This is a genomic window from Streptomyces sp. NBC_00829 (assembly GCF_045161795.1).
In the GTDB taxonomy this organism is placed as follows: domain Bacteria; phylum Actinomycetota; class Actinomycetes; order Streptomycetales; family Streptomycetaceae; genus Streptomyces.
Genome location: NZ_CP108867.1, coordinates 3,661,639 through 3,686,093, shown reverse-complemented (window position 1 = coordinate 3,686,093; position 24,455 = coordinate 3,661,639). Strand labels below are relative to the sequence as shown.

Sequence of the window (24,455 nt, the reverse complement as noted above, 5' to 3'; positions counted from 1 at the left end):
AACACTCCCGCAGCGCACCCCACTGTCAGACCCCTCCCCCACAATGGAGACCCCACAGCAAGAAAGGCGGGTGACGCCCCATGGCCGTATGGGACGACGTCGTCGGCCAGGAGCGCCTCCACACGCAGCTCTCCGCCGCCGCGCGCGACGCCGACGCCCGTGTCACCGCCGAGGCCCGCGGTGAGCGTGCCCCGGACGCGTCCAAGATGACGCATGCCTGGCTGTTCACCGGGCCTCCCGGGTCGGGGCGGTCCACCGCCGCCCGGGCGTTCGCCGCGGCTCTGCAGTGCACCGGTCCCGACCGGGCCCTCGGCGGCGAGCCGGGCTGTGGCTTCTGCGACGGCTGTCACACCAGCCTCGTCGGTACGCACGCCGACGTGGAAGTGGTCCGCACCGACCTCTTGTCCATCGGCGTCAAGGACACCCGCGAACTCGTCCGCCGGGCCCAGCTCTCCCCGGCCGGCGGCCGCTGGCAGGTGATCATCCTGGAGGATGCCGACCGCCTCACCGAAGGCGCGGGCAATGTACTGCTCAAGGCCGTCGAGGAGCCCGCCGCCCGCACGGTATGGCTGCTCTGCGCGCCGTCCATCGAGGACGTGCTCCCCACGATCCGTTCCCGCTGCCGTCACCTCACCCTCCGTACACCACCCGTCTCCGCCGTCGCCGACGTACTGGTCCGGCGGGACGGCATCGAGCCCGACGTCGCCATGTCCGCAGCCAGGGCCACCCAGGGACACATCGGCCGGGCCCGGCGGCTCGCGACCGATGAGCGGGCCCGGGCCCGCCGCGCCACCGTGCTGAAGCTGCCGCTGCGCGTCGAGGACATCGGCGGCTGCCTCAAGGCGGCCCAGGAGCTGATCGACGCCGCCGCGGAGGACGCCAAGCAGGTCGCGGATGAGGTCGACGTCAAGGAGACCGAGGACATGAGGGCGGCCCTCGGCGCATCGGCGGGCGGGCGGATGCCGCGGGGGACCGCAGGCGTGATGAAGGAGCTGGAGGACAGACAGAAGCGCCGCAAGACGCGTACGCAGCGGGACACCCTGGATCTCGCGCTCACCGATCTGACCGGCTTCTACCGCGATGTGCTCGCCCTCCAGATGGGCTCGGAGGTCGCGCTCGCCAATGTCGACGTGCGGGACTCCCTCGACCGGATCGCGCGCTCCTCGACCGCCGAGGGCACCCTGCGCCGGATAGAGGCGGTGTTCGCCTGCCGTCAGGCGCTGGACAGCAATGTGGCGCCGCTGCTGGCCGTCGAAGCGATGGCGGTCGCCCTGCGCGCCGGCTGAGCCGCGGGGCCGCTCTCTCGTTGACCGGTTCACCCGTAAGGGCGCGGAAAGGCAGGGGCCCGCACCCTGCGGCTACGCTCCCAGGATGGACACCAGGCGCCTGTTCCGTACGTCCGCTCTCGCGCTGGTCACGGCCGCCCTGATGATCTCCGGCTGTACCAGCGGGAGTTCGTCGCCGAGCGCATCCGCGGCGGGCGGCGGGACCGCGCCGTCCGACGCGCTCAGGCCGTACTACGAACAGCAGCTGAAGTGGCGTCCCTGCGGTGTCTCCGGTTTCGACTGCGCCACGATGAAGGCTCCGCTGGACTACGCGGAGCCCGCCGGCGACTCCATCAAGCTGGCCGTCGCCCGGAAGAAGGCCACCGGCCCCGGCAAGCGCCTCGGAACGCTGCAGGTCAACCCCGGTGGCCCCGGCGGTTCGGCCGTCGACTACCTCCAGGGGTACGCGGGCATCGGCTACCCCGCCCCCGTCCGCGCCCGGTACGACATGGTCGCCGTCGACCCGCGTGGCGTGGCCCGCAGTGAGCCCGTGACCTGCCTCACGGGCAAGGAGATGGACGAGTACACCCAGGTCGACCAGACCCCCGACGACGCCGGGGAGAAGTCCCGCCTCGCCGCGTCGCTGAAGGACTTCGCGAAAGGCTGCGAGAAGCGTTCCGGCGAGATCCTGCCCCATGTCTCCACCGTCGAAGCGGCCCGTGACATGGACATCCTGCGCGCCGTGCTGGGCGACGAGAAGCTGTCGTACGTCGGCGCCTCGTACGGCACCTTCCTCGGCGCGACCTACGCCGAGCTGTTCCCCGAACGGGTCGGCCGCCTCGTGCTCGACGGCGCGATGGACCCGTCGCTGCCCTCCCGGCAGATGAACCGCGACCAGACGGGGGGCTTCGAGACCGCGTTCCAGTCCTTCGCCGCCGACTGCGTCAAGCGCAAGGACTGCCCGCTCGGCACCACGTCGGCGGCGGACGCCTCCAGGCGGCTCAAGGCATTCTTCGCCCGGCTCGACGCCAAGCCCGTCGAGACCGGCGAGAGCCGCGAGCTCGGCGAGTCGCTGGCGACGACGGGAGTGATCGCCGCGATGTACGACGAGGCAGCCTGGCCCCAGCTGCGCCAGGCCCTCACCGATGCCATGGCGGGGGACGGCGCGTCCCTGCTCGCGCTGGCCGACAGTTACTACGAGCGTGACAGCGACGGGGCCTTCGCGAACCTGATGTTCGCCAACGCGGCCGTGAACTGCCTCGATCTGCCGCCCGCCTTCAGCGACCCGAAGGCGGTCGAGTCCGCGCTCCCGGACTTCGAGAAGGCATCCCCGGTCTTCGGCAAGGGCTTCGCGTGGGCCTCGCTGAACTGCGCGTACTGGCCCACCCCGGCCACGGGCAAGCCCCACCCCATCGAGGCGAACGGCGCGGCCCCTGTCGTGGTCGTCGGCACCACCCGGGACCCGGCCACCCCGTACAAGTGGGCGCAGGGCCTGGCCGGGCAGCTGTCCTCCGGTCGCCTGCTGACATACGAGGGCGACGGCCACACGGCGTACGGCCGCGGCAGCGACTGCATCGACACGGCGATCAACACCTACCTCCTGGAAGGCACGGTTCCGCCGGAGAACAAGCGCTGCAGCTGACCGCCGACCGGCCCACAGGGTTGGTTCGGGGCACCCGAATCAACCCTGTAGACTTGGCGCCGCTGCTGATGCGAACGTGTCTTCGCGAAGACACGTGTATCCGCAGCTTGCCGCCTTAGCTCAGTTGGCCAGAGCAACGCACTCGTAATGCGTAGGTCTCGGGTTCGAATCCCGAAGGCGGCTCTGTGGAAGCCCCGGGACTCACTCGCCGTGACCTGGGGCTTTTGCTTTTTCGTGATCTTCGGGAGCTTGTGGCTGTGAGGTCACAGAGCCTCTTGAGTGAGCGATGCGTGTCTTCCGGGGACGTACCGGGGACGCGGCGCGGAACGATCACCGGATGCGGTTTTGGGAGCGGCAGGTCAAGTGCCAGCCGCCGCCGTGCAGATGGCATCAGCAGACCGCTCATGACGGTTTCGTCGCGGCTGGGAGCGTCGCGGGACTCGAGTTAGGCCGTTGTGTGCCGGGAGGCCCCGGCGACCAGCTTTGACGCCAGCAGGCATACGAAACGGGCGAGCCCAGGATGTGAGGTCCTGGGCTCGCCCGTCGGCTGTGTGCGGGTACGTCAGGCGGCTGCCGCGGCCGTGCCTTCGTCCCCGTCGGTCTGCTCTTCCTCCGCGGCTTCCTCGGTCGTGCTGTCGTCCTCCTCGTGCTCCCGGAGGATCTTCTTTCGTGCTCGGGGGACGGCGGCGAGGGTGGCTTCGGCGGCTTCCTTCTCGACCTCTTCGAGGACGCTGGTGTAGATGTCGCCGGTCACCTTGATCGAGGAGTGGCCGAGCTTCTTCTGGACGACCTTGATGTGGACGCCGGCCAGGAGGGCGATGGTAGCGGCGCCGTGGCGGAGGTCGTGCAGGCGGATCGGGGGCAGGTCGATCTTCTTGTAGAGCCGTTCGAAGCGGTCGGAGAAGAACTGCGGGTGGTAGACGGTGCCGTCCTCGATGCTGAAGACCCGCCCGCTGTCCTCGTAGGGCTTGTTCTTCTCCAGGGCCTCGGCGTGCTCTGCTTCCTGGCGGGCCTTCCACCAGCGCAGGAGGTCGAGGGTGTCCTGGTCGAGGGTGATGTCGCGGATCTGGTCGGTCTTGGGGGTGTCCTCGTAGGGCTCGTACGCGACGGCGACGATCTGCTCGGTGATGTGGATGACGCCCTCGTCGAGGTCTACCTCGCCCCAGGACAGCGCGCAGGACTCGCCGCGGCGCAGGCCGTGGAAGGCGATGAGGTGCCAGAGGGGGTAGAGGCGGTCGTTAACGGCGGAGTCGAGGAACTGGCCGGTGTGTTCGGGGCGCCACACCATCACGGAGTTGGGCTTGGCGCCCGTCTTGCGCCAGGCGGTGACGCGCGAGGCTGTCCAGACCATCGGCCTGGGCGGGCGGTAGGAGGGGAGGTCGACGTAGGCGGCCCAGTTGTCGGAGATGGTGCGCTGCTTGCGCGCGGATTCCAGTGCCGAGCTGAGAGCGACCTTGATGCGTGTCTGGGTACCGGCCTCGGTGGGACGGCGGGGCTTGGCCAGCGCTTTCTTGAGTTCCCGCTTCGCCTCGTTCCACTTCTCGCGGAGCTCCGGCGGGCGGGGCTTTTCGGCGTCGCGCCACGTCTTGTGGGCCGTGCGCTCGGCGGCGCGGGCGAGGACGGCGGCGGTCTGGTTGGCGAGGCGGGTCTCATTCTCCGTACGGATCGCCGTGAACATGTCCTCGATGTGCCGGGTGCGCAGGTCGCGGAGTTTGACGTGCCCGAGGTGCGGGATGAAGTACAGCCGCAGGTAGTCCTCGTAGCTGTGGCGGGTGGACCGCTTGATGCGCTGCTTGCCATCGAGCCAGCGCCGTAGGTACTGGCCCATGGTCTCGTCGGACAGGACGTCGATGCCGGCCTGTGCGAGGTCCCAGACCTCCTGGGCCTTGTCCTCGGCGTCCTTCTTGGTGGCGAAGCCGCCCTTGCGGGGTCTGCGTCGTTTTCCGCCGGGGCCGGGCTCCAACTCGACGTAGTAGTACCAGGATCCGTGGTCGCGTCGCTTGAGCGCGGGGCACTGCGTTCCGAGTTCGCCGATCCTCTGAGTGCCGTCCTCTTCGAGGACGGGTCTTCCCTTTGCGTCTACGAGCGGCCCCTTGCATGTGGTGCATCGCTTGTAGACGGACCCCTTGAACACGTTGCTTCCCCTCCTGTGTCGATCGGTGTCGGTGGCATCCCGAACACGCTCGATCATATGTGGAGACGGTTCAATGTCTCCTTGATAACGTCAGTACAGAGGGCGGCTTGGGTGGGCTGGCTTCTGGCTGGACCGTGTTCGGGCTGGCGTGCCCTTGATGTGCCTACCTATGTGGTGGCAGACGATCCTGTGTGCAGCCCCTGGGGGTGGATGCGGATCTTGGCGCCCTCGCTGGGGAGACTTTAGGCACGGTCGGGGCTGTCCGGGAGGCGTGGGGGTGAGATGGGAGAGCCTGAACATGCGTGATCGTCGAGATTCAGCCAAGGGTGGAGCGGTGCTTGGCGATGGTGCCGGTATGAGCCGGGAGGAAGTGCTGTCGCTGCCCGTGGCGATTGATGTCCTGACCGCCGGCAGGGCGTTCGGCCTGGGTCGGAACACGACATACGAGCTGATCAATGCCGGAGAGTTTCCGGTGAAGGTCCATCAGTACGGCAAGGGCAACCGCCGAGTTCTGACCTCGGAGCTGTGGGAGGCGCTCGGGGTGGAGCCGAAGTAGAGGGGAGCGGCACGGCGAATCTCCTCACTCCTCGTCGTTGCCGTGGAGTGGCCCACCTCGCAGCCCCCTCAATTGAGGGGGCTGCGATCCCGTGACTCGGATAGAGCTGCGAGCCTTGCTGGTGACGATCGATGTGGCGACCGGCGGGACGGCGTTCGGGGGGAGGGTGCTGGCCCAGGCGGTCCAGGCTTTGGCCAGCACGGACCGACTCAGCGTTGGTCTGGAGAATCCGCCGAGACAGCCCAGAAGCGCAGGAACAGCGCGAGCATCCCGGAGGAGGCCAGCACCCATACGTTGAAGCCGACGTCCTCGCGGGACTCGGCGTCGTTCAGGACCACAGTGATCACGCTGCCCATGAAGCCCAGCGCCGCGTAGAAGCCGATTCGGATGGCCTTCGCGGAGCGGCGGTGGAACCGGTAGAGCAGCAGCAGTCTGCTGACCGAGACACTCGGTTCCTCATCGGTGTCGGCCTGCTCGGCTGCGCTCACCCGCGCGGACGCCTCGTCCAGCCAGCTGTTCGCCACTTCGGTCGGGTCCTGGAGCGCTTCCGGTGTGCTGGCGGTCAGCTGCTTTGCCTTCCACCATTCTGTGGCGAAGGCCACCTGCCGAGTCGCATCCTCGAAGGCCAGTCGGCGGCGGCCTGCTCGTGATCTGCGCACCTGCCGGTCCTGCGCCCGTAAACCCACCATGCCGGCGGCCGCGGTCACGACAGGGACCAGCACCGCCACAGAGACAGTCACCATGTCCTGCGCGCTCATCGACAGCCCCCACTGTTCGTTGAGGCTTATCAGCATCGCATTGAGGCCGCCGGAGGTCGATAGGTCGCAAAGGGCCACGGCTCGCTACCGCGATCGGATGAGACGCGACAGTCGGCAGCTGGCGACGGGCTGTCGACTGACCGGAGGCCCCGTCTGCCGTACCTCCTCAAGCAGCGCCGACGACGCGTTTCCCGGGGGAACAGCAAGGGAGGCTCGCCGGGGAACGGGCGTTGTGCTTGGGGGCGTTGCCGCAGGTGAGTCGGTAGATCGCTGCGCGTATATGCCAGTGTCACGTAGTGGACCGGGGGTGACTACGCCAACTTTCAGTTGGCAGACTGCGACTCTGCATTTCCGGAACTGTTGCGTGCGTGTATGGTCCGCTCAGGCTGCTGAGACCCAATACGCGAGCACCTCACATGTTGGGGTGGCAGTGATGGGTTTTGGCATATCCTGTGAGTGGGGACATGTCGGGGGATATGGGCTGGAGAGTGTATGAGGGCGTACGGCCATGAAACGGACGGCGTGACCGCCGTTCCTGAGGAAGCCGCCTACTTGGCGGCTGCCGCGCAGCGTCTCCTCGATGAGATGACGATTGCGAGTACCGCGGACTGGATGACGGAGAACGCGGGTCCGACGGTGTCGGGTCGGCCGTGGTCGACGACGACGCTGCGCCGCAGGCTGCGGAATCCAGCGATCGCCGGACTGAGGGAGAACGCCGACGGCGAAATGGTAAAGGGCCCGGCCGAGAAGCTCATCGACCGAGAGACGTTCGACGCGCTGCAGGAGTTGTTCACGCGCAACGAGCGTGGCCAGGGCGACAAGCCGAAACATGTGCACTATCTGTCGGGTGGCATCGCCACCTGCGGACTGTGCCGGAACGCTCTGGTGTCCCGGTCTACAGCGAACGGTGGGCGCGGATACGTCTGTGAGACCGAGGGCTGCGGCAAGGTGCGTATCTCCGCGGAGCCGCTCGACGAGTACGTCGGCGAGCGGGTGCTGGCGCACCTGAAGGACAAGGCGCGCCTGAAGTGGCTGGCGGTGGTCCGGGACCAGTTCGCGGCGGAAGCGAAGAAAGCGGCCGTCTTCCTGGAGCAGCTCACCGCTCACAAGGCGGAGTTGGCCCGGGCGTACGGCGTGAAGGACCTGACGCTGGCGGATTTCAAGGAGGCCAAGGCGGCGCTCGACGGTAAGCGCAAAGAGGCCATGGCGTCGGTGCGCCGGGGCAAAGCCCTTGGGGAACTGCCGGAGTTGACGCCTGAAGGGCTGGAGGAGTGGTGGACGGCGACGGCCGGCAGGGAGCAGAGGCGCGCGCTGGTTCAACTCGTCGTAGCCGAAGTGCGCATAGGTCCGGCAACTGTCCGTGGGTCGCGGCGCTTCGACGAAGCCAGGTTCGACATTGAGTGGCGATAGCTCAACTGGTGTACTCCGCTTGCCGGTTCACAGATGCGGATGGGCTGCAGATGGCAGTCGTTGGTTCCCACACAAGTGGTTGCCTTCCTGTGAGGCGCGGCATAGGCTAACGATCTTGCGCTCCGTGTATCGCTTCGTCACCGATTCTGGCGCCGATGGGTGATGCGTGCCGGAGGGTGAATCGGGGGCGTGGGCTGTCGCATGGCCGCGCCATGGGGCAGGAGGAGTGCGTGAATCGGGGCATCCCGCCGAACGGCGGAGGTGGCAATGAGTCGCAGGAGGATGAAGGAGGAGGGGGCGAGCCATCCGCCGAGGACCTGTGGCGGTACGGGGAGATCCTCAAGGTTCTGATGGGGGCGGATGTTGAGGTAGGCCCTGATGACTAGGGTCAACATGTGTTGGAACGGATTAGGGTCAGACTTGCAAATCAATTGAGGCAGGAAAGACGCCCCGGCGCTCCACTGGATGGTCGGGGCTTTGGGTTTGACTCCGCGGCTTATCGAAGGGTTGCCCGAATTCAAAGTAAATCAGACTTGACGGTCAAGGTTGACTGACAATAAAATGTAGTCATCACCCCACAGGAACCCATCCTGCGCGTCCGATGAGTGCGAGGAGTCAACGACATGAGCGTCAACGAGGCGAGCATTGAGGTCATGGCCATCCCCCTCGGTGAGATCGAGCCCAACCCGGACCAGCCCCGCAAGTTCTTCGACGAGACCAAGCTGGAGGAACTGGCCGCGCAGTTCCGGTCGGTCGGCCAGCTCCAGCCGATCGTGGTCCGGCCAGCCGGCGGCACGTTCCAGATCGTGATGGGCGAGCGTCGGTGGCGGGCGATGCACCTGGTCGAGGGCGCCGAGACGATCGAGGCGAAGATCGTGTCGAGCGTCGACGACGAGAAGGCATTCGTGATGGGCATCTCCGAGAACATCGGGCGTGCGGACATGACGCTCATGGAGGAGGCGCAGGCTTATGCGGACCTGGTCGGGCTCGGGTACGTGGCGCAGGGCATCGCGGAGATGTTCGGCAAGACCAAGGACTATGTGGTCTGGCGCATGGATCTGCTCAACCTGACGACCGACATTGCGGAGCTGGTCGCCGAGGGCAAGATCAAGGCGGACTTCGCCTGGTACCTGTCCAAGCTCTCGCCGGCCAACCAGAAGGTCGCCGTCACCCGGTACATGAAGGGCGACTTCAAGACCGAGACCGACGCTTCTACCTTCGCGCAGGCCCTGCGGATGAAGGAGAACCAGGAGGGCTTCTTCTCCGAGAAGGAACTGTCGGACAAGGAGAAGGAGGAGAAGTCCAAGGAGCGCAAGCAGGCCAAGTCCAAGGTGGACCAGGTCGAGCGCGCCGGGACCCTTCTGGAGGAGCTGTCGCAGATGACCCCGACTGAGCTGGCCGAGCTCTTCGAGGGCGAGGTGGGCAAGCACCTGGACGCGGTGGACCGGGTCCGCAAGGCGGCGGCGGAGGCAGCGAAGAAGCTGCGCAAGGCCAAGGCCATGTCTGAGGCGAAGCAGCTGACGGTGCGACCCGAGCTGGAGGTCGAGCCCGAGGCTGACGAGGGGGGGCCCACAGAGGAGGAGCTCGCCGAGGTGGAGGTCGCCGAGGTGGAGGTCGAGGCTGAGCTGGAGGCGGCGGCCTGATCCAGCTGCTCTGCGCACGGCTTGGTGGCCGGGGCTTCCGTGAGACGGGAGTCCCGGCCACTGGCATTCCGGGGCGTGGCCGGTGGTGGGGCGAAAGTGGGGTGGAAGTGGGGCTGGTGGCGGGGTGTGGCGGCTCAGTCCAGTAGGGCGGTTACGAGGGTGATGAGGCCGATCACGATCAGCACGAGCACGGTCGCGCAGCCGGCGAAGAGTGGGGCTCCGACGAGCGGGCTCTGCTGGGACTGGTCATCGTCGTGGGAGGGGCGGCGGTGCGTGTAGGGGACGGCGTGACCGCGGTCGCGTTCGGCCAGGGCGTGCAGCTCGCCCAGGCGGCTGGCGGCGGTGGGCGTGGCAGCGTCCTCGGCGAGTCCGTCCCAGCGCAGTGCCCACAGTCGCTCGTCGGCGTGTGGGAAGAGCTGTTCGAAGGCGGCGGTCTCTGTGGGGTCTGGGATCTCGGAGAGGTAGTTCCAGCGGCCGGCCTGGGCGGTCTCGCCGAGTTGGCAGTAGGCGGCGGCGAGTTGCTCTCGAACTTCGAGATCCCGCGGGTATGAGCCGAGGAGTCCGTGCAGGCGCTCCCTGGCGCTCAGTGTGCTCGCCAGGGATCCGGTGGCGGCTTCCGTGGCCGGCGGTGTGCAGGGTCATGTCTCTCGGCATGGCCGCATTCTGGCGTGGGGCGTGGTTCGCGCCTCTGGGAGGTGGGGCGGACACGCTTCGCTAGATATTGGAAACTTGACGGTCGAATCTCATTGAAGATAAAATGATATCGGCGATATTCTTGTTCTCTGGCGGCGCGGAGGGGTGATGGGTGCGGTAGACGGCGAGGCGTGTCTCGTGGTCGGCTCTGGCGGCGCCGTGGGCAAGGTGCCCGAAGCACGGGCGCCCGTGGTGGGCGCGACAAGGAGTCGGATCCCGGCCGTTCGCTGCGCGGCGGTGCGGGCCGGCGTGAAGGAGGAGCATGTTCGAACTGTTCACGTGCAGGTATCAGGGCTTCGAGCCCGCCATGGGCACCCCGGTGCGCATCACCCTGTCCGCGCCGAGGTGGACGCTGCCGTACGCGCTGGAGCATCGGGTCCGCGAGGCCGCGCCGAGTCGCGAGTACTTCGGGTCGCCGCGGCCGGACTTCGAGAGGGCGTACCGGGCGCAGCTCGACAGCTTCGGTATCGACTTCTTTGGGCCGCGGTTTCAGGAGATCGCGGTAGCCGGACGGGATCTGCGGCTGGTGCTGCTGTGCTTCGAGGACCTGGCGAAGCCGGGGGAGTGGTGTCATCGGCGGATGTTCGCCACATGGTGGCGAGAGCAGGTCGGAGCGCAGGTGAGGGAGCTCGGCCCGCTGGGGCCGGCGTACGAGCAGGGAGTGTTGCTGTGAGCGATGGCGTGCGCCCCGACTGGGTGCGGATGAAGCGCGAGGACTTCGAAGCGGGACCGCCGCCGAAGCCGACGCCGCCGGGGCAGATGGAGCTGTTCGAGTCCGGGCCGACGAAGGCCAAGGTGAAGTCGAGGGTCGTTGAGCCGGACCCGGTCGGCACGATGGATCTGCTGGAAGCTCTGGACGTCGGCGAGTAGCTGGATCTGCCCTGGTCTGTGGGGTGTTGGGTATGTGGCGGGCGCGGTCAAGCGTCCGCCACATATGTTGAGACGGTTAAGCGTCTGATAGGTTCAGTTGTCGGTGGGGTGATCTTCCCGGTCGAGCCCCGCCACGCGCCGTTAGTGCACCAGGCAGCACGCCCCGCCCCCGGCGGGGAGGAGCCCGTTCGAGTCGGGCCCGGCGCTCGAGGATGCGTCCACACAGGTACGTGGTGTGGAGCCGACCAGCCACGGAACCAAACCCCTCCAGGCGTCCCCCGCGCCTCCTGGTTCCTGAGGAGGCCCGGCATGGCAGGACCAGTCCCCTGCCCCTCCGGGCCCGCATCCCACCTGTTCGAGAGCGAACGACGAACCAACCAACTCGCGTGGGGAGGACCGATGTTCCACGGCTCGATCCCCGCAGACCTCCGCGCGATCATCCACGAGCACACCGCCACCTGGGCGGGCCAAGCCGAGGACATCTACATCGGCTGCTCCGGCAACTTCACCATCGAGCGCGTCCTGCACGATGCCGGGTTCCGGCTGCACGGCTGCGACGTACAGCTGTACTCCTCCGCGATCGGCTGGTATCTCGCCGGGAGGGAACTGCCGATCACGATCCGGCCCGAGTCGTACGGCGAACTCGACTGGCTGGCCCCCTACATGGACGGCCGGGCCGGCACACTCGCCGTGGTGATGCTCGGCTCCCGCTTCTTCCAGTGGATCGGCCGTGGAGACCACCCGTACTACGGGCGGATGCTCCGCGCGTACCGGCAGCAGTTCCCCGAGCTGTACGCCAAGACGGTCGCGAAGATCGAGGCGCTGCCGCTCCGCCTCGCGTCGTACGCGGCGATGGACGTCAACCAGTGGCTGGCCAAGCAAGTCCCGCCGGAGGCACCGGTGGTGGCGTTCCCGCCCTTCTTCGCCGGGGACTACGAGTCGCAGTTCGCGGCCCTGGAAAGGCACCTGGACTGGCCGGCCCCGGAGTACCCGACGCTGGACGACGCGGCGAAGGAAACCCTGATCGAGCGCATCACCGACCGGTCGCACTGGGTGCTGGGCCTGCATTTCGACGTCGACGAGCTCGAGGGCCGGCTGCGCGGGCAGGTGCAGACCGCCAACCGTGGTGTGCCAATCAACGTGTATTCGTCGGTGGCGCGCTCGCGGATCGTGCGGCCCAACCAGCGGCTGGAGATGGTGAAGGCTCCGCGGCTCACACCGGGGCGGCGACTGGGTGAGCAGCTGACGCTGGCGCCGCTGACGATGGGGCAGTTCGCGACGCTCCGCTCGCAGTACATGAACCACAACATCCGCCCCGGCACCCCGACGATGGCGCTCGCGGTCCTGGTGGACGGGGTCGTGATCGGCGCGTTCGCGTACGCGACGCCGAAGTACGACCCGCACAACGTCTACCTGCTCTCCGACTTCCCGGTCGCCCCGACTTCGTACGGACGCCTGGCGAAGCTCGTGCTGTACGCGGCGCTGTCGACGGAGGCGCAGTTCCTCGCGCAGCGCGCCATGAACACCCGCCTCACGCGCCTGAACACGACGGCGTTCACGCAGCGGCCCGTGTCGATGAAGTACCGCGGGCTGCTGCGCCTGAACTCGCGCAAGGACTCGGCTGATCCGGCGTACCGCTACCAGCTCGACTACGGCTCACAGCTGGGGCGCTGGTCGCTCGCCGACGGGTTCGCGCAGTGGCGGAGCAAGCACGGACGGGCGGAAGGACTGAAGGCGGAAGGACCGAAGGAGGAGCAGGCCCAGTGACGCAGCCCATCAAGCCCCGCATGGTCGAGGGTGATCCGCGTGATCTGACGCTGCTGGACGTGAATGCGCGCTTCATGCGGCACGAGCAGTTCCAGCGCCTGGTCGCGAACGTACGGGAGGACGGGGCGCTGACCTCCACGCCGCTGGTGTGGAACGACGCCGAGAGCGGCCGGCAGATCGTGCTGTCCGGCAACCACCGTACGAAAGCCGCCATCGAGGCGGGCCTGGAGCGGATCTTCTGGTTGGAGATCACCGAACCGCTGCCGCGGCAGCGGCAGATCGCCCTCCAGCTCTCCCACAACGCGATCGCGGGCGAGGACGACCCGGCCACTCTCAAGGCGCTGTACGAGGAGTTGGAGGACGTCTCCATGCGCCTGTACTCGGGCCTGGACGACAAGACCCTGGAGCTCCTCGAAGAGGTCACCGTGCCAAGCCTCGCCGAAGCCAACCTTGACTTTGCCACCGTGCAGATCGTCTTCCTGCCGGACGAGAAGGCCGCTGCGGAGAAGGCACTGGAGAACGCGCGCAAGGCGGCTTCGGCCGACGCACGCTGGCTGGCACGCATCGACCAGTACGAGAGGGTGCTCGACGCCCTCGACACCACCAAGGGCGCGCACAAAATCGGCAACGTCGCCGCCGCCTTCGCGATTCTCCTCAGCGTCGTCGAGCGTCATCTCGGGGAGTTCGCCGAGGGCTGGTACGACCCCGACGAGCAGCTCACCACGCGCAAGGGCACGGCGCCGATCGAGACGGTGCTCGCCACGCGCACGATGCCGGCCGACGCCGCGGCGGTCGTACAGCGGGCCATCGACCGCATGGAGCGTGACGGCGACATCGAGGCGGGGCAGCGCTGGCGGGCCCTGGAGCTGTGGGCGGCGGACTACCTGGCTGGTGCCGCGTGAACCACGTAGCCCTCCAGTCCATCCAGGTGCGGGGTGACCAATGAGCACAGCTCACACGGCGAACGACGCGATGTACCGCAAGGTGCTCGCTGAACCGTATGGACCGCTGGAGCGGCTGGAAGCCGAACGGTTCCCCGCGGCCGCCGCCTCCCCTGAGCGCGCGGTCGGCGCGGACGAGGAGCAGTGGCGCCGCCAGGTCCGCGAGATCGCGACCCGCTTCGGCTGGGCGCTGCAGTACCACACCGCGGACTCGCGCCGTTCCGACCCGGGCTGGCCGGACGAGGTGTTCGGACACCCCGCCCAACAGCGCACGCTCTTCGTCGAGTTCAAGACCGACACCGGCCTTATCCGTCCCGCCCAGCACGTCTGGCTCGCTCACCTGACGAGCAGCGGTTTCGAAGTAGCCCTGTGGCGGCCCCGTGATCTGCCCACCGTGCTGCGCGTTCTGGGCCCCGCCCGCCAACGTGCCGTACTGCCGTCGACCTTCAGGAGGCCCGCCGCGTGAACAGCTCGTACGCCGCCGAACTGAGCCGACTCCACGCCGAGCTGGACCACCTGGTCACGGTCCACCGAGCGGCCGCCCGGACGGCCTGCACTTTGGCCGACCACCTCGCGGACGAACCGTTCCGCCTCGCCGACCAGCTTGCGCGCCTCCTCGCCGGCGAACTGGAACCGGACGACCTGAACGAAGGGAGCACACCGTGAATCTCGCCAAGGACGCCAACTCGTGGGAGCGCACCGTCTCCGTCACCCCACTGCCCGACCACGTACGCCGCAGGGCCGCGCTCGTGACCGCCGCGCGGGCGACCGGCCTGGCCGACTGCGCGGACCTGCTGGAATACCTGGGGCTGCGCGATCCGGTACTGCGGAGAATGACGGCATGACCGATCTCGTTGAAGCCGCCTGGCGTCAGATCCTGATGGCCGCGGAGGAGTCCACTCGGCTGGTGGGTTCGCAGTTCGTGGAGCCCTACGCCGAGATGGTGCGGACCGCATACGCGGAGCCGCGGTTGCGGCAGTTGTTCCCGTGGACGGGGATGTGGGAATTGCACTTCAGCCGGTGCACGGAGATTCGCTACACATGGGACATCCCATACGTCGCTCCGGCGAAGGACGGGCGGTTCCTGGTTTCGGGTCCGAGCCGCGTGGAGTCCGTCGGACACGCGGACACCGCGGAGTCGGCGATCGCGATGGTCGTGGAGCGGCTGCCGCTGGGCTGCGGCCCCGCCTTCGTCGGCGGGCCGGAAGAACTCGCCGCGTACGAGGAGAGGTCACGAGACTCGAGGTAGGAGCGCACCAGTCGGATGGTGGCGGACAGCGCCGAGGCATGGGAGCGGCAGCCGGGCGAATCGGCCGCCGCGTGGATGGCGTTTGCCTGCTACCGCGATCTCGGGCTCTCCCGGAGCATCAGCAAGGTTGCCGGCACCCTCGGCAAGGCTCGCACCCTGGTCGAGCGCTGGTCGACCAACCACCAGTGGGTGATCCGCGCCGAGGCATGGGAGCGAGAACAGGACCGACTCTGGCGCGCCGAGCGGCAACAGGCATCCCGCGAGGTCGCACGCCGACACGCCCGGCTCGCCACCGCCGCCCAGTCGAAGATCATTGCTCAACTGCAGCAGCTCGATCCTTCCCGCCTCAGCCCCTCCGATGTGATCCGCTGGCTGGAGGTCACCATCAGGCTTGAGCGGCAGGCGTACGGGATGGACCTCGCCGAGCCCGCATCTGGCCCGGCCACCCCGAACACGGTGGACGTGAGCGGGCTGAGCGACGAGGAGCGCCGCGCGCGCATGGAGCAACTGCGCCGCGAGCTCGAATCCCGGATCGGCACGCTCGGCGGTGAGCCGCGGTGACCGCTCCGCGCACCGGTATGCCGGACGCTGCCAGTCTGTCCGACGTCCAACTACACGCCGAGATCACCGCGCTGATCGAAGCTGACACCCAGGCCGCACGCCGCTGGTCCTGTGACCGGCCCGCCTGCGACGGCCTGCCCCACGAAGGCTGGCTCCACCACCATGCCCGCGCCACGCAGCGCCTCCCGGACGGGGAATGGGCGGCGTGGATGATGCTCACAGGTCGCGGCTGGGGTAAGACGAAGTCAGCCGCCGAAGCCGTACGGTCCTGGACCGCCACCCCCGGCGCACTAATTGCCGTCGTCGCCAAGAACGCCACCCTGGTCAAGGAGATCTGCTTCGAGTCGCCCAAGTCCGGGCTCCTGGCGGTCATTCCGCCCGAGGACATCCGTCGCTACAGCCCCGGCAACGGCCTGACCATCCTCCGCCTGAAGAACGGCTCCGTGATCTACGGCTTCGGCGCCGAGACCCCCGACAACCTCCGCGGCTTCGCCTTCGACAAGGGCTGGCTGGACGAGTACGCCGCATGGAACCGGCACACCGCCCAGTCGGTGTACGACATGCTCTGGTTCTGCCTGCGCGAAGCGCCGAGTCCGCAGGTCGTCATCTCCACGACGCCAAAGCCGCTCCCGCACGTCAAACGCCTCGTGGAGCGCGGCCGCCGTGCCAACTCCTCCGTCGTCCTGACCACCGGCCGTACCGAGGACAACCGCGCCAACCTCTCCGAAGCTGCCCTCGCCGAACTCGACACCGAGTACGGCGGTACCCGACTCGGCAGCCAGGAACTCGACGGTGTGCTCCTCGAAGACGTTGAAGGCGCCCTGTGGAAGCAGTGGATGTTCGAGGTCGAGGGCTTCCGCGTCGCTCGCCACGCGGTCCCGCCCCTGGAGTGCTTGATCGTCGCCGTCGACCCGGCGGTCACAACGACCGACAGTGCCGACTTCACCGCCTTCACGGTGGCCGGCCGCTCCTACCCGCTGGAGCAGATGTACGGTAACCGTCGCCCCCGCGGCTACGTCCTCCACTCCGAACAGGACCGCCACACCCCAACTGCTGCGATGCGTCGAGCCGCCGCGCTCTACCACGAGCACCAGGCTGACTGCGTGGTTATCGAGGCCAACAACGGCGGCGAGTACCTGCCGGCCCTCCTGACCGAGGTCGACCCCACGGTCCAGTGGCGCATCGTCCATGCCACCCGAAACAAGCGCGCCCGCGCGGCCCCCGTGGCGATGCTCTACGAGCAGTCCCGCGTCACCCACGCGGGCTCGCCGCGCACGTTTGCGGTGCTGGAGGAGCAGATGACGACGTACGTGGGTGCTTCCGAGCACGAGGAGAAGTCCCCTGACCTCCTCGACTCCTGTGTGTGGGCACTGACGGACCTGTTCTTGGATGTCTCGGCGCCTGGATCACCGACGCGACCTGCGGACAGCCGCCTCGACGGGCGCAGGTAGCCCAGGCCGTTCGTTGCAGCGCCTCGCCAGCACCAGCACCTCGGCTGATCGCAGGAGTGCAGTTCGAGGTGCGCTGGATCAGTCGGCGAGCATTAGGCTCCGCCAACCTCTGAGGACCTACAGGGAGCGGCGGATGCGACGGTGGCGCGACTTGATCATCGATACCTGGGGAGCGCTGTCCTATAAGCCGGCGTTCCGGCACGCCGCGGACGGCCGCTCCGGACGGCTGCCCGGTCATGCCGGCGCATCCTGGGTACCTGAAGCCGACCTCCGTCGCCTTGCCGCGTACACCGTGCTCGCCGCGTACGACACGAACCAGGCGGCCGCGCTGCTCGGCGAGGACGGCGCGGACCGGCGCGAATACGGGGACCCGGCGCTCATCGTTGACCAGACGCTGACACACCTGCTCGGTGAGACGCAGCAGATCGTCGTCGCAGGAGCAGAAGAGGCCGATCAGGCAGCGCAGGATGCGGAAACGCTGCTGCGGGACTGGGCGGACTCCGAACACCTGTGGATGCGGATGCAGTACGCGGAGCGCAACGCGGTGCTACTCGGGGACTCCGTGTACCTCATGGCCTGGTCGCGGGAGAAGGGACGACCGGTGCTCAAGACGATCGATCCCGGCTTCTACTTCCCTGTGCTGCCGGACGGCGCGATCGACGCCGACGAGTATCCCGCGCGCATCCACCTCGCTTGGGAGACCGCGGCCGACCCGGCGACGGGGAGCAAAGGCACGCTGCGTCGCGTCACCTACGAACTCGGCCCGATCGACAAAGGTGAGCCGATGACGCGCACGTACCCGTGGTCGGCGCGGCCCAGCGCTCTCACCTGCTATCTGACCGACGCCGAGTGGGACTTGGACCAGGTGGACCGGACCAGCAATGTCGATTCCCTGTCGCTGAAGAGGGCCCGGTTTCATACGAACGCGGACGGAGACGTCCTCGACCACCTCGATCTGCAGCTGGACTTCATCCCGGTAGTCCACGTGCCGAACACCATCAACGGCGCCGAACACTTCGGCCAGTCCAGCCTGATGAAGGCCGCCCAACTCATCGACGACCTCGGCGCCGCCGACACCGACAGCCAGCGTGCCTCTGCCACCACCGGCTCGCCGATCATCGGCCTTTCCGGCGCCCGCCTGCCCGTAGACCGCAAGTCTGGCCAGCCCCTGCCCGTACAGGTTCAGCCGGGCATGGTCTGGCCCCTCGGCGACAGCGGCCAGCTCACCACCGTGGACACCTCCACCCAGCTCGCCGAACTCCGCTCGTACGTCGACACGTTGCGCGATCGCCTGTCGGTGGTGACTCGCCTGCCGGCCAGCGTCCTGGGCACCATGGAAGTCTCCCAGGCCCCCTCCGGGTACGCGATCCAGCTCAGCTTCGGCCCGTTGGACGCGATGGTCCGCTCCATGCGGCTGGCCCGTGCGGCGAAGTATCCGCTGCTGCTGAAGATGGTGCTGCGCCTGTACCAGGCCGGCGGGGTGCTCCCATCAGGCCGGCAGCCGCAGGCGTCCATTGCTCTCGGCTCTTACTTGCCCACTGACCGGGCGGGCATCCTCGACCTGGTGACTAAGGGCGTCGCGGCCGGCGTGCTGTCGCTGGAGACGGGTGTACGGATGCTCGTCGACGCGGGCTTCCCCATCGATGACGCCGCGCTGGAGGTGGCGCGTATTCAGGGTCGTACGCCAACAGCGGCCCAAGAGCGCCGGGATGAAGACGAGGAAGTGGATGACGAGGCAGCGTAGATCTGAGGGATCTACCGCTGGTCCGTGGGGGCAGGAACGGGACGGGTCTGGTTAGACTGCGCGCCGACGCGGGGGTGTCTGGGCGAGGAGCCCGCCGATGACCATGCACCCCAAATCCGCAGTGCGGCCACCGCTGCCGCTCGCACCGCTCGGGTTCCGCCGCGACGGCCGCCCGATCCTGCCGATCCTCGGCGCCTCCTCCGACGATTCCGGTGACCCCCCGACAGGTGATCCGACCCCGACGGGTGACGCCGGAAACGCGACAGTCACCATCCCCCAGGAGGAGTTGTCCCGACGCTTTGCCCGGGAGAAGGACCAGGGCCGCCGTGCGGGCGTACGCGAGCTCCTCGGCAACCTCGGCTTCGACTCTGCGAAGTCGCTGACCGACTTCATCGACTCCCAGCGCCAGGCCGAGCAGGAGCGCAAGGACGCCGAACAGGCGCAGCTGTCCGAGGTCGAGCGCCGCGAGCAGACCGCCGCCGAACGCGAACGGCGGGTCGAGCAGCGTGAATCGGCTGCTGCGGCCCGCGAACGGGACGCCGCCCGCCGGTCACTCCTCGTCGGCCTCGGTGCCACCGGCAACGACCTGGACGACGCCGTCCTCCTGCTCAGCCGAGCCGCAGACCTCGACGCCGACACCGCCGCCCTCACTCAGGCCGCCGAGGATCTGAAGCAGCGCCGCCCCGAACTCTTCGGCCAGCAACAGCCCCCGACACCCGCGCCGGCCCCGCCCTCGGGCAGCCCGTCCGGCGGCATCCCGCCGCGCTCCGGCGGAACTCCATCACGCCCCGGCTCGCTGGGCCTGGACATCGCCCGCCGCCGTGGCCACCTCCACAGCACCTGACGTTCCACGGGGACCGCGCCCTATCAGCTGACCGCGGACGACGGCACCGCCCGGTGACCGTACGGACTCGCCGCTCACCCGGCCTGCCCGAAGGAACCTGGCGTGGATCTCCAGCCGATCACCTACTCCGAGTCCACCACCGCCGACCGACCCTGGCTCGCCTCCCGGCACGGGCTCGACACCCCGCTCACTGTCACTCTCGACGTCGCTCTGTTCACGAGCGGCACGCACTACAGGCTCAGCAGCCTCCTCCAGCCGCGCAACACCTTCCTCGCCGGTGTCCCGCTGGGCCGGGTCACCGCCACGGGCCTCTATGGACCGTGGGACAAGGCCGCCACCGACGGCCGCGCCACCTTCACCGGCGTCCTTCTCGCCGAGGTCCCCTTCGCCCCGACCAGTACTCGCGCTGGGGCGGCCCTGCTATGGCACGGCGTCATCGCGGCCGCCCACATCCCCGGCGGCCTCAACCCGGCGAACATCGCCCAGTCGACCGCGCAGATCCACTTCATCTGAGGAGCCGCACAGATCATGCTCGACACCCTGCTGCGCGATATCGACGCCGCCGACATCAACGCTTTCGCCCGCACCATCACCACCCCCGACGACTTCGAGCTGACCCGCACGGTCATGCCCGAACGCCGCCTGAACTCCGTCAAGTTCCGCATCAAGAGCAGCAAGCGCCGCGTGAACGCCGCAAAGTTCCGCGCGTACGACGCCCAGACTGCCGTCGCCCGTCGCCAGGCCGAGAAGATCCTCACTGAGGGCATGCTCCCGCCGCTCGGCCAGAAGCTGCTGATCGGTGAACTCGAACAGATCCTCCTCGACACCTCCCGCGGCGCCGACGCCACGGAGTTTGTCGAGCTGCTCTACGACGACATCGAGCGTCATGTCGAATCGATCCACAACCGCATGGAACTGGCCGCCGGCGACCTCCTCACCGACGGGATCTTCACCCTTACCGGTGAGAACGGCCTCCATCTGGAAGCCGACTTCGGCGTCCCCGCCGCCAACATGCCCACGGCTGCCAAGCCCTGGTCCGACCCGACCAGCGACCCCCTCGCCGACGAACTCCGATGGATCGAATACCTCCGCTCCATCGGTGCACCGCTCCCCACCCGCGTCATCACTTCGTACAAGGCCCGCGCGACCCTCGCCGCGAACAACGCCTACCGCGCGGCGTACTACGGCAGCGTCAACGGCTCCACCACCCCCACCGCGGTCCTCGCCCCGAATGAAGTCGAGGTCGTCCGCGCGCGTTACAACCTCCCGCCGATCACCGTCTACGACGTCCAGATCTCCGTCGACGACACCTACCAGCGCGTCATCCCCGAGGACCGCTGGATCCTCCTCCCGCCGAACCCGCAGTCATGGGCAGAGACCCAGTACGGCGTCACCGCCGAGTCCCTGGTCCTGTCCTCCGGCACCAACCCGGCGATCACCCGTGAGGACGCCCCCGGCATCGTCATCACCCAGGGCTCTCAGGACGACCCGGTCCAGGTCTGGACGAAGGGCGCTGCGGTCGCCATGCCAATCCTGTACGTCCCGGACATCCACATCACCGCGAAGGTCCTGTGATGACAGCGGCACGGAGGCTCGCGGAGACGGTGTTCGTCATCGCTCCGAAGGCGAACGGGACGCTTGTCCTGACCGCAGGGACGGAGATCTCGGACCCAGCGGTCATCCAGCAAATCACCCACCCCGACGCCTGGGAACCCATGGTCGAGGTTCCCCAGAACACGGTGTCCAAGTCGGCTCCGCCAGCCCGTCGCTCGAAGTCCGTCGCGCCGTGACCTTCACTGAGGACGATCTGGCCTATCTACGGTCCGAGCTCGGGGAGATCGACCCCGCGGAACTGGAGCGGCGATTCCGACGGCACGCCTCGGTGACCGACGTTGTCGTCGAGGTTCTCCGAGAACGCCGTTCCGCTCTTATCGAGGACCCCCTCATGGTCACGGTCCAGGGGGTCGCCACCGTAAACAACTCCGAGAACGTGAAAGCGATCGAACGTCGTGTGACCGAGCTCACAGAAGTGGCGGCTAAGGAGGGTGAACTCCTGCGACCAGCGACGATGCAGGTTCGCCGTAGCAGGTGAGTGTGCTCGGGAGCCGTGCGCGACTCTCTCGGAGGAGAGCAACTCATGTGGCAGCTGAGGGAGTTTGGCCTCAGCCTGTCCCAGTGTGGATGTGACCACTTCACCGGCGGTTGTCAGTGGGGTGGGCTACGTTTTTAAGGACTTGCTCATGCCCGAGTCGACCGAATGGCGACGAGGGCGAACAGGGGAGCAGGTCACACATGAGTGGGCCCGCCGTACAGCCGTCGGGTACCAGGGGAGGAGCATCAGTGCTCCAGCTGTGCATCGTCCGTATCCAGGCCATGTCCATGCTGTACAAGATGCAGAAGGACGGCTCCGGGAACGCAAAGTTCCAGAACCAGATCGACACGGCGCTGAACCTGGCGCTCGGAGAGAAGCGCACCGCGGAGAACGCGGAGTACCTCTGCCGGAACCTGCTCAGGGACGCCCGGCGTACGAGTGACCGTTCCCGGCAGGCAGCGCGTAAGGCGGCGGCGGGTCGGCCGCTTGCTGATGCACGGCACCGCAGGCTGGTGGAGCACCGCGCTGATGGGTTCGTGCACGTGGAGATGATCTCCTGTGTGACCCCTGAGGAGCAGGTCATCGCGAATGAGATCATCTCGGACCTTCGCAGGTTCGCGGAGACGATGGGCAGCCACGGGCCGGGCTGCCTCCAGGGACTGCTGATGGGCGAGACGGTGGCGGCTACGGCCAAGGCGGTCGGAGTGTCGAGGGCGACTGTAGAGCGGGCGCGCCGGGCGCTCCGTGACTTTGCCGAGGAGCTGATCGTGCCGCAGTAGCGGGAACTGCGGAACGTACGCCGGCAGAACTTTGATGAGGGCGGGCGGGACCAGGGGACGATGCCTTGGCCCCGCCCCCTGAACAGTCAGCCAGGGCTGGCCACAACGAGCTTGCGGGACCGGCAGGGAGATTGCTTGTAGAGCGCCCCCTGGTCGATGAGCAGTCGGAGGAGAGAGAACAAGATGAGTGAGAGTAACAATCAGGAAATTCCGGTGGTGCTTTCGGGACAGGCGCTGCTGAGCCTTCGGGAGTCCGGGCACAACTTCCCCTCAGCTGTTGGCGAAGTCATCGACAACAGCATCGAGGCCAAGGCCAACAACGTTGAGATCCTCACTGAAGTGACCAAGCGTGGCCGCAAGAGCGTGATCTCGGAGGTTGCGTTCTTTGATGATGGCCAGGGAATGTCGGGGCACATCCTTCAGCATTACCTCCAGCTCGGATTCTCCACGCGCTTCATGTCGAACGACACGATCGGCAAATTTGGCGTAGGGGCGAAGCTGGCCGGACTGAGCGTGGCAACGCGCATCGACGCATGGTCGCGTGTTGCGGAGAGCGACCGCATCATGCACGTCCACTTCGACCTGGACGATGCGCTTGAGACAGAACGCTCCGGGGGCACGGTGGGGATTGCTCCGCCGGACGAGGAGCCGTTGCCAGCCCACTTGGTCCCGTACTTCCCTGAAGGAACCGGAACTTTGGTGAGGTGGTCGGGGATTGACCGAGTCGCAGATAGCCATGGCCGGAATACCAGTGACCACGTCCGGAGCGAGCTCAACAAGGAGCTCTCGCGGATCTTCCGGGAGTTCCTTAAAGGCGGCATCAAAATTACTGTTGATGGTGTTCCCCTTCGCCCGCACGATCCGACCTTCCGTGCAGAGAACACGTGGGTGGATCACGCTCTGAATGAGGAGCGGCGACGCAGCGCCAAGCAGGACGCCCACTCCGGCGACGTCCACTTCGCTCCGCAGGTCTTCTTTGACGATGAGGTGCTGGTCGAGGGCACTGGGCACAGGATTCAGGTGACCATCACGCTTGCACCACCGGAGGTACTCCGGCATAGAGGGTCTGGCGGCGATGCCATGGCAAAGAAGCTGAGGCTGCCCGAGAACGAAGGCGCCGTGAGTTTCCTCCGCCTCGATCGAGAGATCAGCTACACCAATGTGGCGAAACTTTTTCCGCAGGGAGTTGAGACCCCAGACCGGTTTATCGGATTCGAGGTCAAGTTCACTCCGGAGCTGGACCGCTTGATGGGAGTGCGCAACGTCAAACGAGGTGCAGTTCCGTCGGATGAACTTCGCAAGGCCATCCGCGACATTGCCTATCGGGTAATCCCTGGGGCGCGTTTGGAGATTCAGCGCATCTGGGGCGAGCAGAAGCGGGAAAAGGCGGAACGGTCTGGAGAACACTCGCCCCTGGCTCAGGCTGTGAAGGACGCCAACCGGACGATGAGGAAGTCTCAGATCAAGAGGGTTCCCACCCGGGCTGAAAGGGACATCGCCTACTCTCACTTGGCGAAGGACGCCGGCCATGCGCAAACCGCAGAGGAGAAAGAGGCGTACTTCGAGAACATCAAGGACCTCCCGTTCGTCATCGAAACGGTCGACTTCCCTGGTGGCCAGCTTTTCGAGATCACGCACCTCGGAGACCAGAGCATCATCCGGCTCAATGAGCGGCACGCTTTCTACCGGGAGATGTACCAGCCGCTCAAGGAGCTTGCTGGACAGCCATCGGGTGCAGGAACGGACGGGGACGCCTCTGCCACCGCGAAACGTGCGCTGGAAGCAATCACTCTCTTGATTGTTTCCTACGCGAAGGCAGAGACACAGCACGAGACCCCCGATGACCAGTATGGAGAACTGCGAAAGCATTGGGGCGACTTCACACAGCTGTTCATGAGCAAGATCAAGGACGTGCTGTAGCCAGGAGACCTGGTGTGGAGCCCAGATGATGCGCTCCGCGGATCGCGAGACTCCTCTCCCATTGCAGGGGAGGAGACCTGCGAAGGCCATTCGACCTGGAAGAGCCAAGGGCCATCCGTCTTCCGGCCCTATCATC

The 24,455-nt window shown here is 67.3% G+C and carries 26 protein-coding genes and 1 tRNA gene; 24 read left to right on the top strand and 3 right to left on the bottom strand.

Annotated features, from left to right (window positions below):
• Window positions 1–80: 80 nt before the first annotated feature.
• The 3 genes from OG293_RS15940 (at window position 81) to OG293_RS15930 (ending at window position 3,090) form a co-directional block, all read left to right on the top strand.
• Window positions 81–1,286 carry a DNA polymerase III subunit delta' gene (locus OG293_RS15940; RefSeq protein ID WP_405999456.1) on the top strand — a complete coding sequence of 402 codons (1,206 nt, stop codon included), beginning with the start codon at window positions 81–83 and terminating at the stop codon, window positions 1,284–1,286.
• Between the two features lie 85 nt (window positions 1,287–1,371).
• Window positions 1,372–2,907 (top strand): alpha/beta hydrolase, encoded by a 1,536-nt coding sequence (locus OG293_RS15935; protein ID WP_405999455.1) that lies wholly within the window; start codon window positions 1,372–1,374, stop codon window positions 2,905–2,907.
• 109 nt (window positions 2,908–3,016) lie between these two features.
• Window positions 3,017–3,090, top strand: a tRNA-Thr gene (locus OG293_RS15930).
• A gap of 379 nt (window positions 3,091–3,469) precedes the next feature.
• Here OG293_RS15930 and OG293_RS15925 read toward each other — a convergent pair.
• Window positions 3,470–5,041, bottom strand: coding sequence for a tyrosine-type recombinase/integrase (locus tag OG293_RS15925; RefSeq protein WP_405999454.1), 1,572 nt, complete (start codon window positions 5,039–5,041; stop codon window positions 3,470–3,472).
• A 355-nt stretch (window positions 5,042–5,396) separates the two neighbouring features.
• On the opposite strand from OG293_RS15925, the gene OG293_RS15920 reads away from it, so the two are divergent.
• Window positions 5,397–5,597, top strand: a complete 201-nt coding sequence (locus OG293_RS15920; RefSeq protein ID WP_405999453.1) for a DNA-binding protein — start codon at window positions 5,397–5,399, stop codon at window positions 5,595–5,597.
• Between the two features lie 209 nt (window positions 5,598–5,806).
• Here OG293_RS15920 and OG293_RS15915 read toward each other — a convergent pair whose 3' ends face one another.
• Window positions 5,807–6,340 (bottom strand): hypothetical protein, encoded by a 534-nt coding sequence (locus OG293_RS15915; protein WP_405999452.1) that lies wholly within the window; start codon window positions 6,338–6,340, stop codon window positions 5,807–5,809.
• Window positions 6,341–6,877: 537 nt separating this feature from the next.
• Between OG293_RS15915 and OG293_RS15910 the strand changes: the two genes are divergently transcribed.
• Window positions 6,878–7,765: a recombinase family protein gene (locus OG293_RS15910; protein ID WP_405999451.1), complete on the top strand. Its 888-nt coding sequence runs from the start codon at window positions 6,878–6,880 to the stop codon at window positions 7,763–7,765.
• Window positions 7,766–8,388: 623 nt separating this feature from the next.
• Entirely contained in the window at window positions 8,389–9,408 is a 1,020-nt protein-coding gene (locus tag OG293_RS15905) for a ParB/RepB/Spo0J family partition protein (RefSeq protein WP_405999450.1), read from the top strand.
• A 134-nt stretch (window positions 9,409–9,542) separates the two neighbouring features.
• Here OG293_RS15905 and OG293_RS15900 read toward each other — a convergent pair whose 3' ends face one another.
• A complete protein-coding gene (locus tag OG293_RS15900; RefSeq protein ID WP_406003608.1) occupies window positions 9,543–9,977 on the bottom strand; it encodes a DUF6584 family protein in 435 nt (144 codons plus the stop codon).
• A 386-nt stretch (window positions 9,978–10,363) separates the two neighbouring features.
• Between OG293_RS15900 and OG293_RS15895 the strand changes: the two genes are divergently transcribed.
• From OG293_RS15895 to OG293_RS15810, 18 genes are all read left to right on the top strand, one after another.
• Window positions 10,364–10,774, top strand: coding sequence for a hypothetical protein (locus OG293_RS15895; protein ID WP_405999449.1), 411 nt, complete (start codon window positions 10,364–10,366; stop codon window positions 10,772–10,774).
• The gene (locus OG293_RS15890) at window positions 10,771–10,971 is read left to right on the top strand and encodes a hypothetical protein (RefSeq protein WP_405999448.1); all 201 of its coding nucleotides are present in this window, start codon (window positions 10,771–10,773) and stop codon (window positions 10,969–10,971) included. The genes OG293_RS15895 and OG293_RS15890 overlap by 4 nt, the downstream gene beginning before the upstream one ends.
• Before the next feature lie 309 nt (window positions 10,972–11,280).
• Window positions 11,281–12,738 carry a hypothetical protein gene (locus OG293_RS15885; protein ID WP_405999447.1) on the top strand — a complete coding sequence of 486 codons (1,458 nt, stop codon included), beginning with the start codon at window positions 11,281–11,283 and terminating at the stop codon, window positions 12,736–12,738.
• Window positions 12,735–13,640 carry a ParB/Srx family N-terminal domain-containing protein gene (locus tag OG293_RS15880; protein WP_405999446.1) on the top strand — a complete coding sequence of 302 codons (906 nt, stop codon included), beginning with the start codon at window positions 12,735–12,737 and terminating at the stop codon, window positions 13,638–13,640. Before OG293_RS15885 ends, OG293_RS15880 begins: the two co-directional genes overlap by 4 nt.
• 40 nt (window positions 13,641–13,680) lie before the next feature.
• Complete coding sequence (locus OG293_RS15875; protein ID WP_405999445.1) at window positions 13,681–14,145, top strand: VRR-NUC domain-containing protein; 465 nt, start codon at window positions 13,681–13,683, stop codon at window positions 14,143–14,145.
• Window positions 14,142–14,345 (top strand): hypothetical protein, encoded by a 204-nt coding sequence (locus OG293_RS15870; protein WP_405999444.1) that lies wholly within the window; start codon window positions 14,142–14,144, stop codon window positions 14,343–14,345. Before OG293_RS15875 ends, OG293_RS15870 begins: the two co-directional genes overlap by 4 nt.
• Window positions 14,342–14,524 (top strand): hypothetical protein, encoded by a 183-nt coding sequence (locus tag OG293_RS15865; protein WP_405999443.1) that lies wholly within the window; start codon window positions 14,342–14,344, stop codon window positions 14,522–14,524. Before OG293_RS15870 ends, OG293_RS15865 begins: the two co-directional genes overlap by 4 nt.
• On the top strand, window positions 14,521–14,928 hold the full coding sequence (locus OG293_RS15860; RefSeq protein ID WP_405999442.1) for a DUF6193 family natural product biosynthesis protein: 408 nt from the start codon (window positions 14,521–14,523) through the stop codon (window positions 14,926–14,928). Before OG293_RS15865 ends, OG293_RS15860 begins: the two co-directional genes overlap by 4 nt.
• A gap of 15 nt (window positions 14,929–14,943) precedes the next feature.
• Window positions 14,944–15,489, top strand: coding sequence for a hypothetical protein (locus OG293_RS15855; RefSeq protein ID WP_405999441.1), 546 nt, complete (start codon window positions 14,944–14,946; stop codon window positions 15,487–15,489).
• Window positions 15,486–16,940 (top strand): terminase large subunit domain-containing protein, encoded by a 1,455-nt coding sequence (locus OG293_RS15850; protein ID WP_405999440.1) that lies wholly within the window; start codon window positions 15,486–15,488, stop codon window positions 16,938–16,940. Before OG293_RS15855 ends, OG293_RS15850 begins: the two co-directional genes overlap by 4 nt.
• Before the next feature lie 13 nt (window positions 16,941–16,953).
• Entirely contained in the window at window positions 16,954–18,684 is a 1,731-nt protein-coding gene (locus tag OG293_RS15845; protein ID WP_405999439.1) for a hypothetical protein, read from the top strand.
• Between the two features lie 97 nt (window positions 18,685–18,781).
• Entirely contained in the window at window positions 18,782–19,528 is a 747-nt protein-coding gene (locus OG293_RS15840; RefSeq protein WP_405999438.1) for a hypothetical protein, read from the top strand.
• A gap of 102 nt (window positions 19,529–19,630) precedes the next feature.
• Window positions 19,631–20,041, top strand: coding sequence for a head decoration protein (locus OG293_RS15835; RefSeq protein ID WP_405999437.1), 411 nt, complete (start codon window positions 19,631–19,633; stop codon window positions 20,039–20,041).
• A 15-nt stretch (window positions 20,042–20,056) separates the two neighbouring features.
• Window positions 20,057–21,103: a major capsid protein gene (locus OG293_RS15830; protein WP_405999436.1), complete on the top strand. Its 1,047-nt coding sequence runs from the start codon at window positions 20,057–20,059 to the stop codon at window positions 21,101–21,103.
• A complete protein-coding gene (locus OG293_RS15825) occupies window positions 21,103–21,318 on the top strand; it encodes a hypothetical protein (protein ID WP_405999435.1) in 216 nt (71 codons plus the stop codon). The genes OG293_RS15830 and OG293_RS15825 overlap by 1 nt, the downstream gene beginning before the upstream one ends.
• On the top strand, window positions 21,315–21,620 hold the full coding sequence (locus OG293_RS15820) for a hypothetical protein (RefSeq protein WP_405999434.1): 306 nt from the start codon (window positions 21,315–21,317) through the stop codon (window positions 21,618–21,620). Before OG293_RS15825 ends, OG293_RS15820 begins: the two co-directional genes overlap by 4 nt.
• Before the next feature lie 248 nt (window positions 21,621–21,868).
• Window positions 21,869–22,399, top strand: a complete 531-nt coding sequence (locus OG293_RS15815) for a hypothetical protein (RefSeq protein ID WP_405999433.1) — start codon at window positions 21,869–21,871, stop codon at window positions 22,397–22,399.
• Window positions 22,400–22,582: 183 nt separating this feature from the next.
• Window positions 22,583–24,319, top strand: a complete 1,737-nt coding sequence (locus OG293_RS15810; RefSeq protein ID WP_405999432.1) for an ATP-binding protein — start codon at window positions 22,583–22,585, stop codon at window positions 24,317–24,319.
• Window positions 24,320–24,455: the final 136 nt, after the last annotated feature.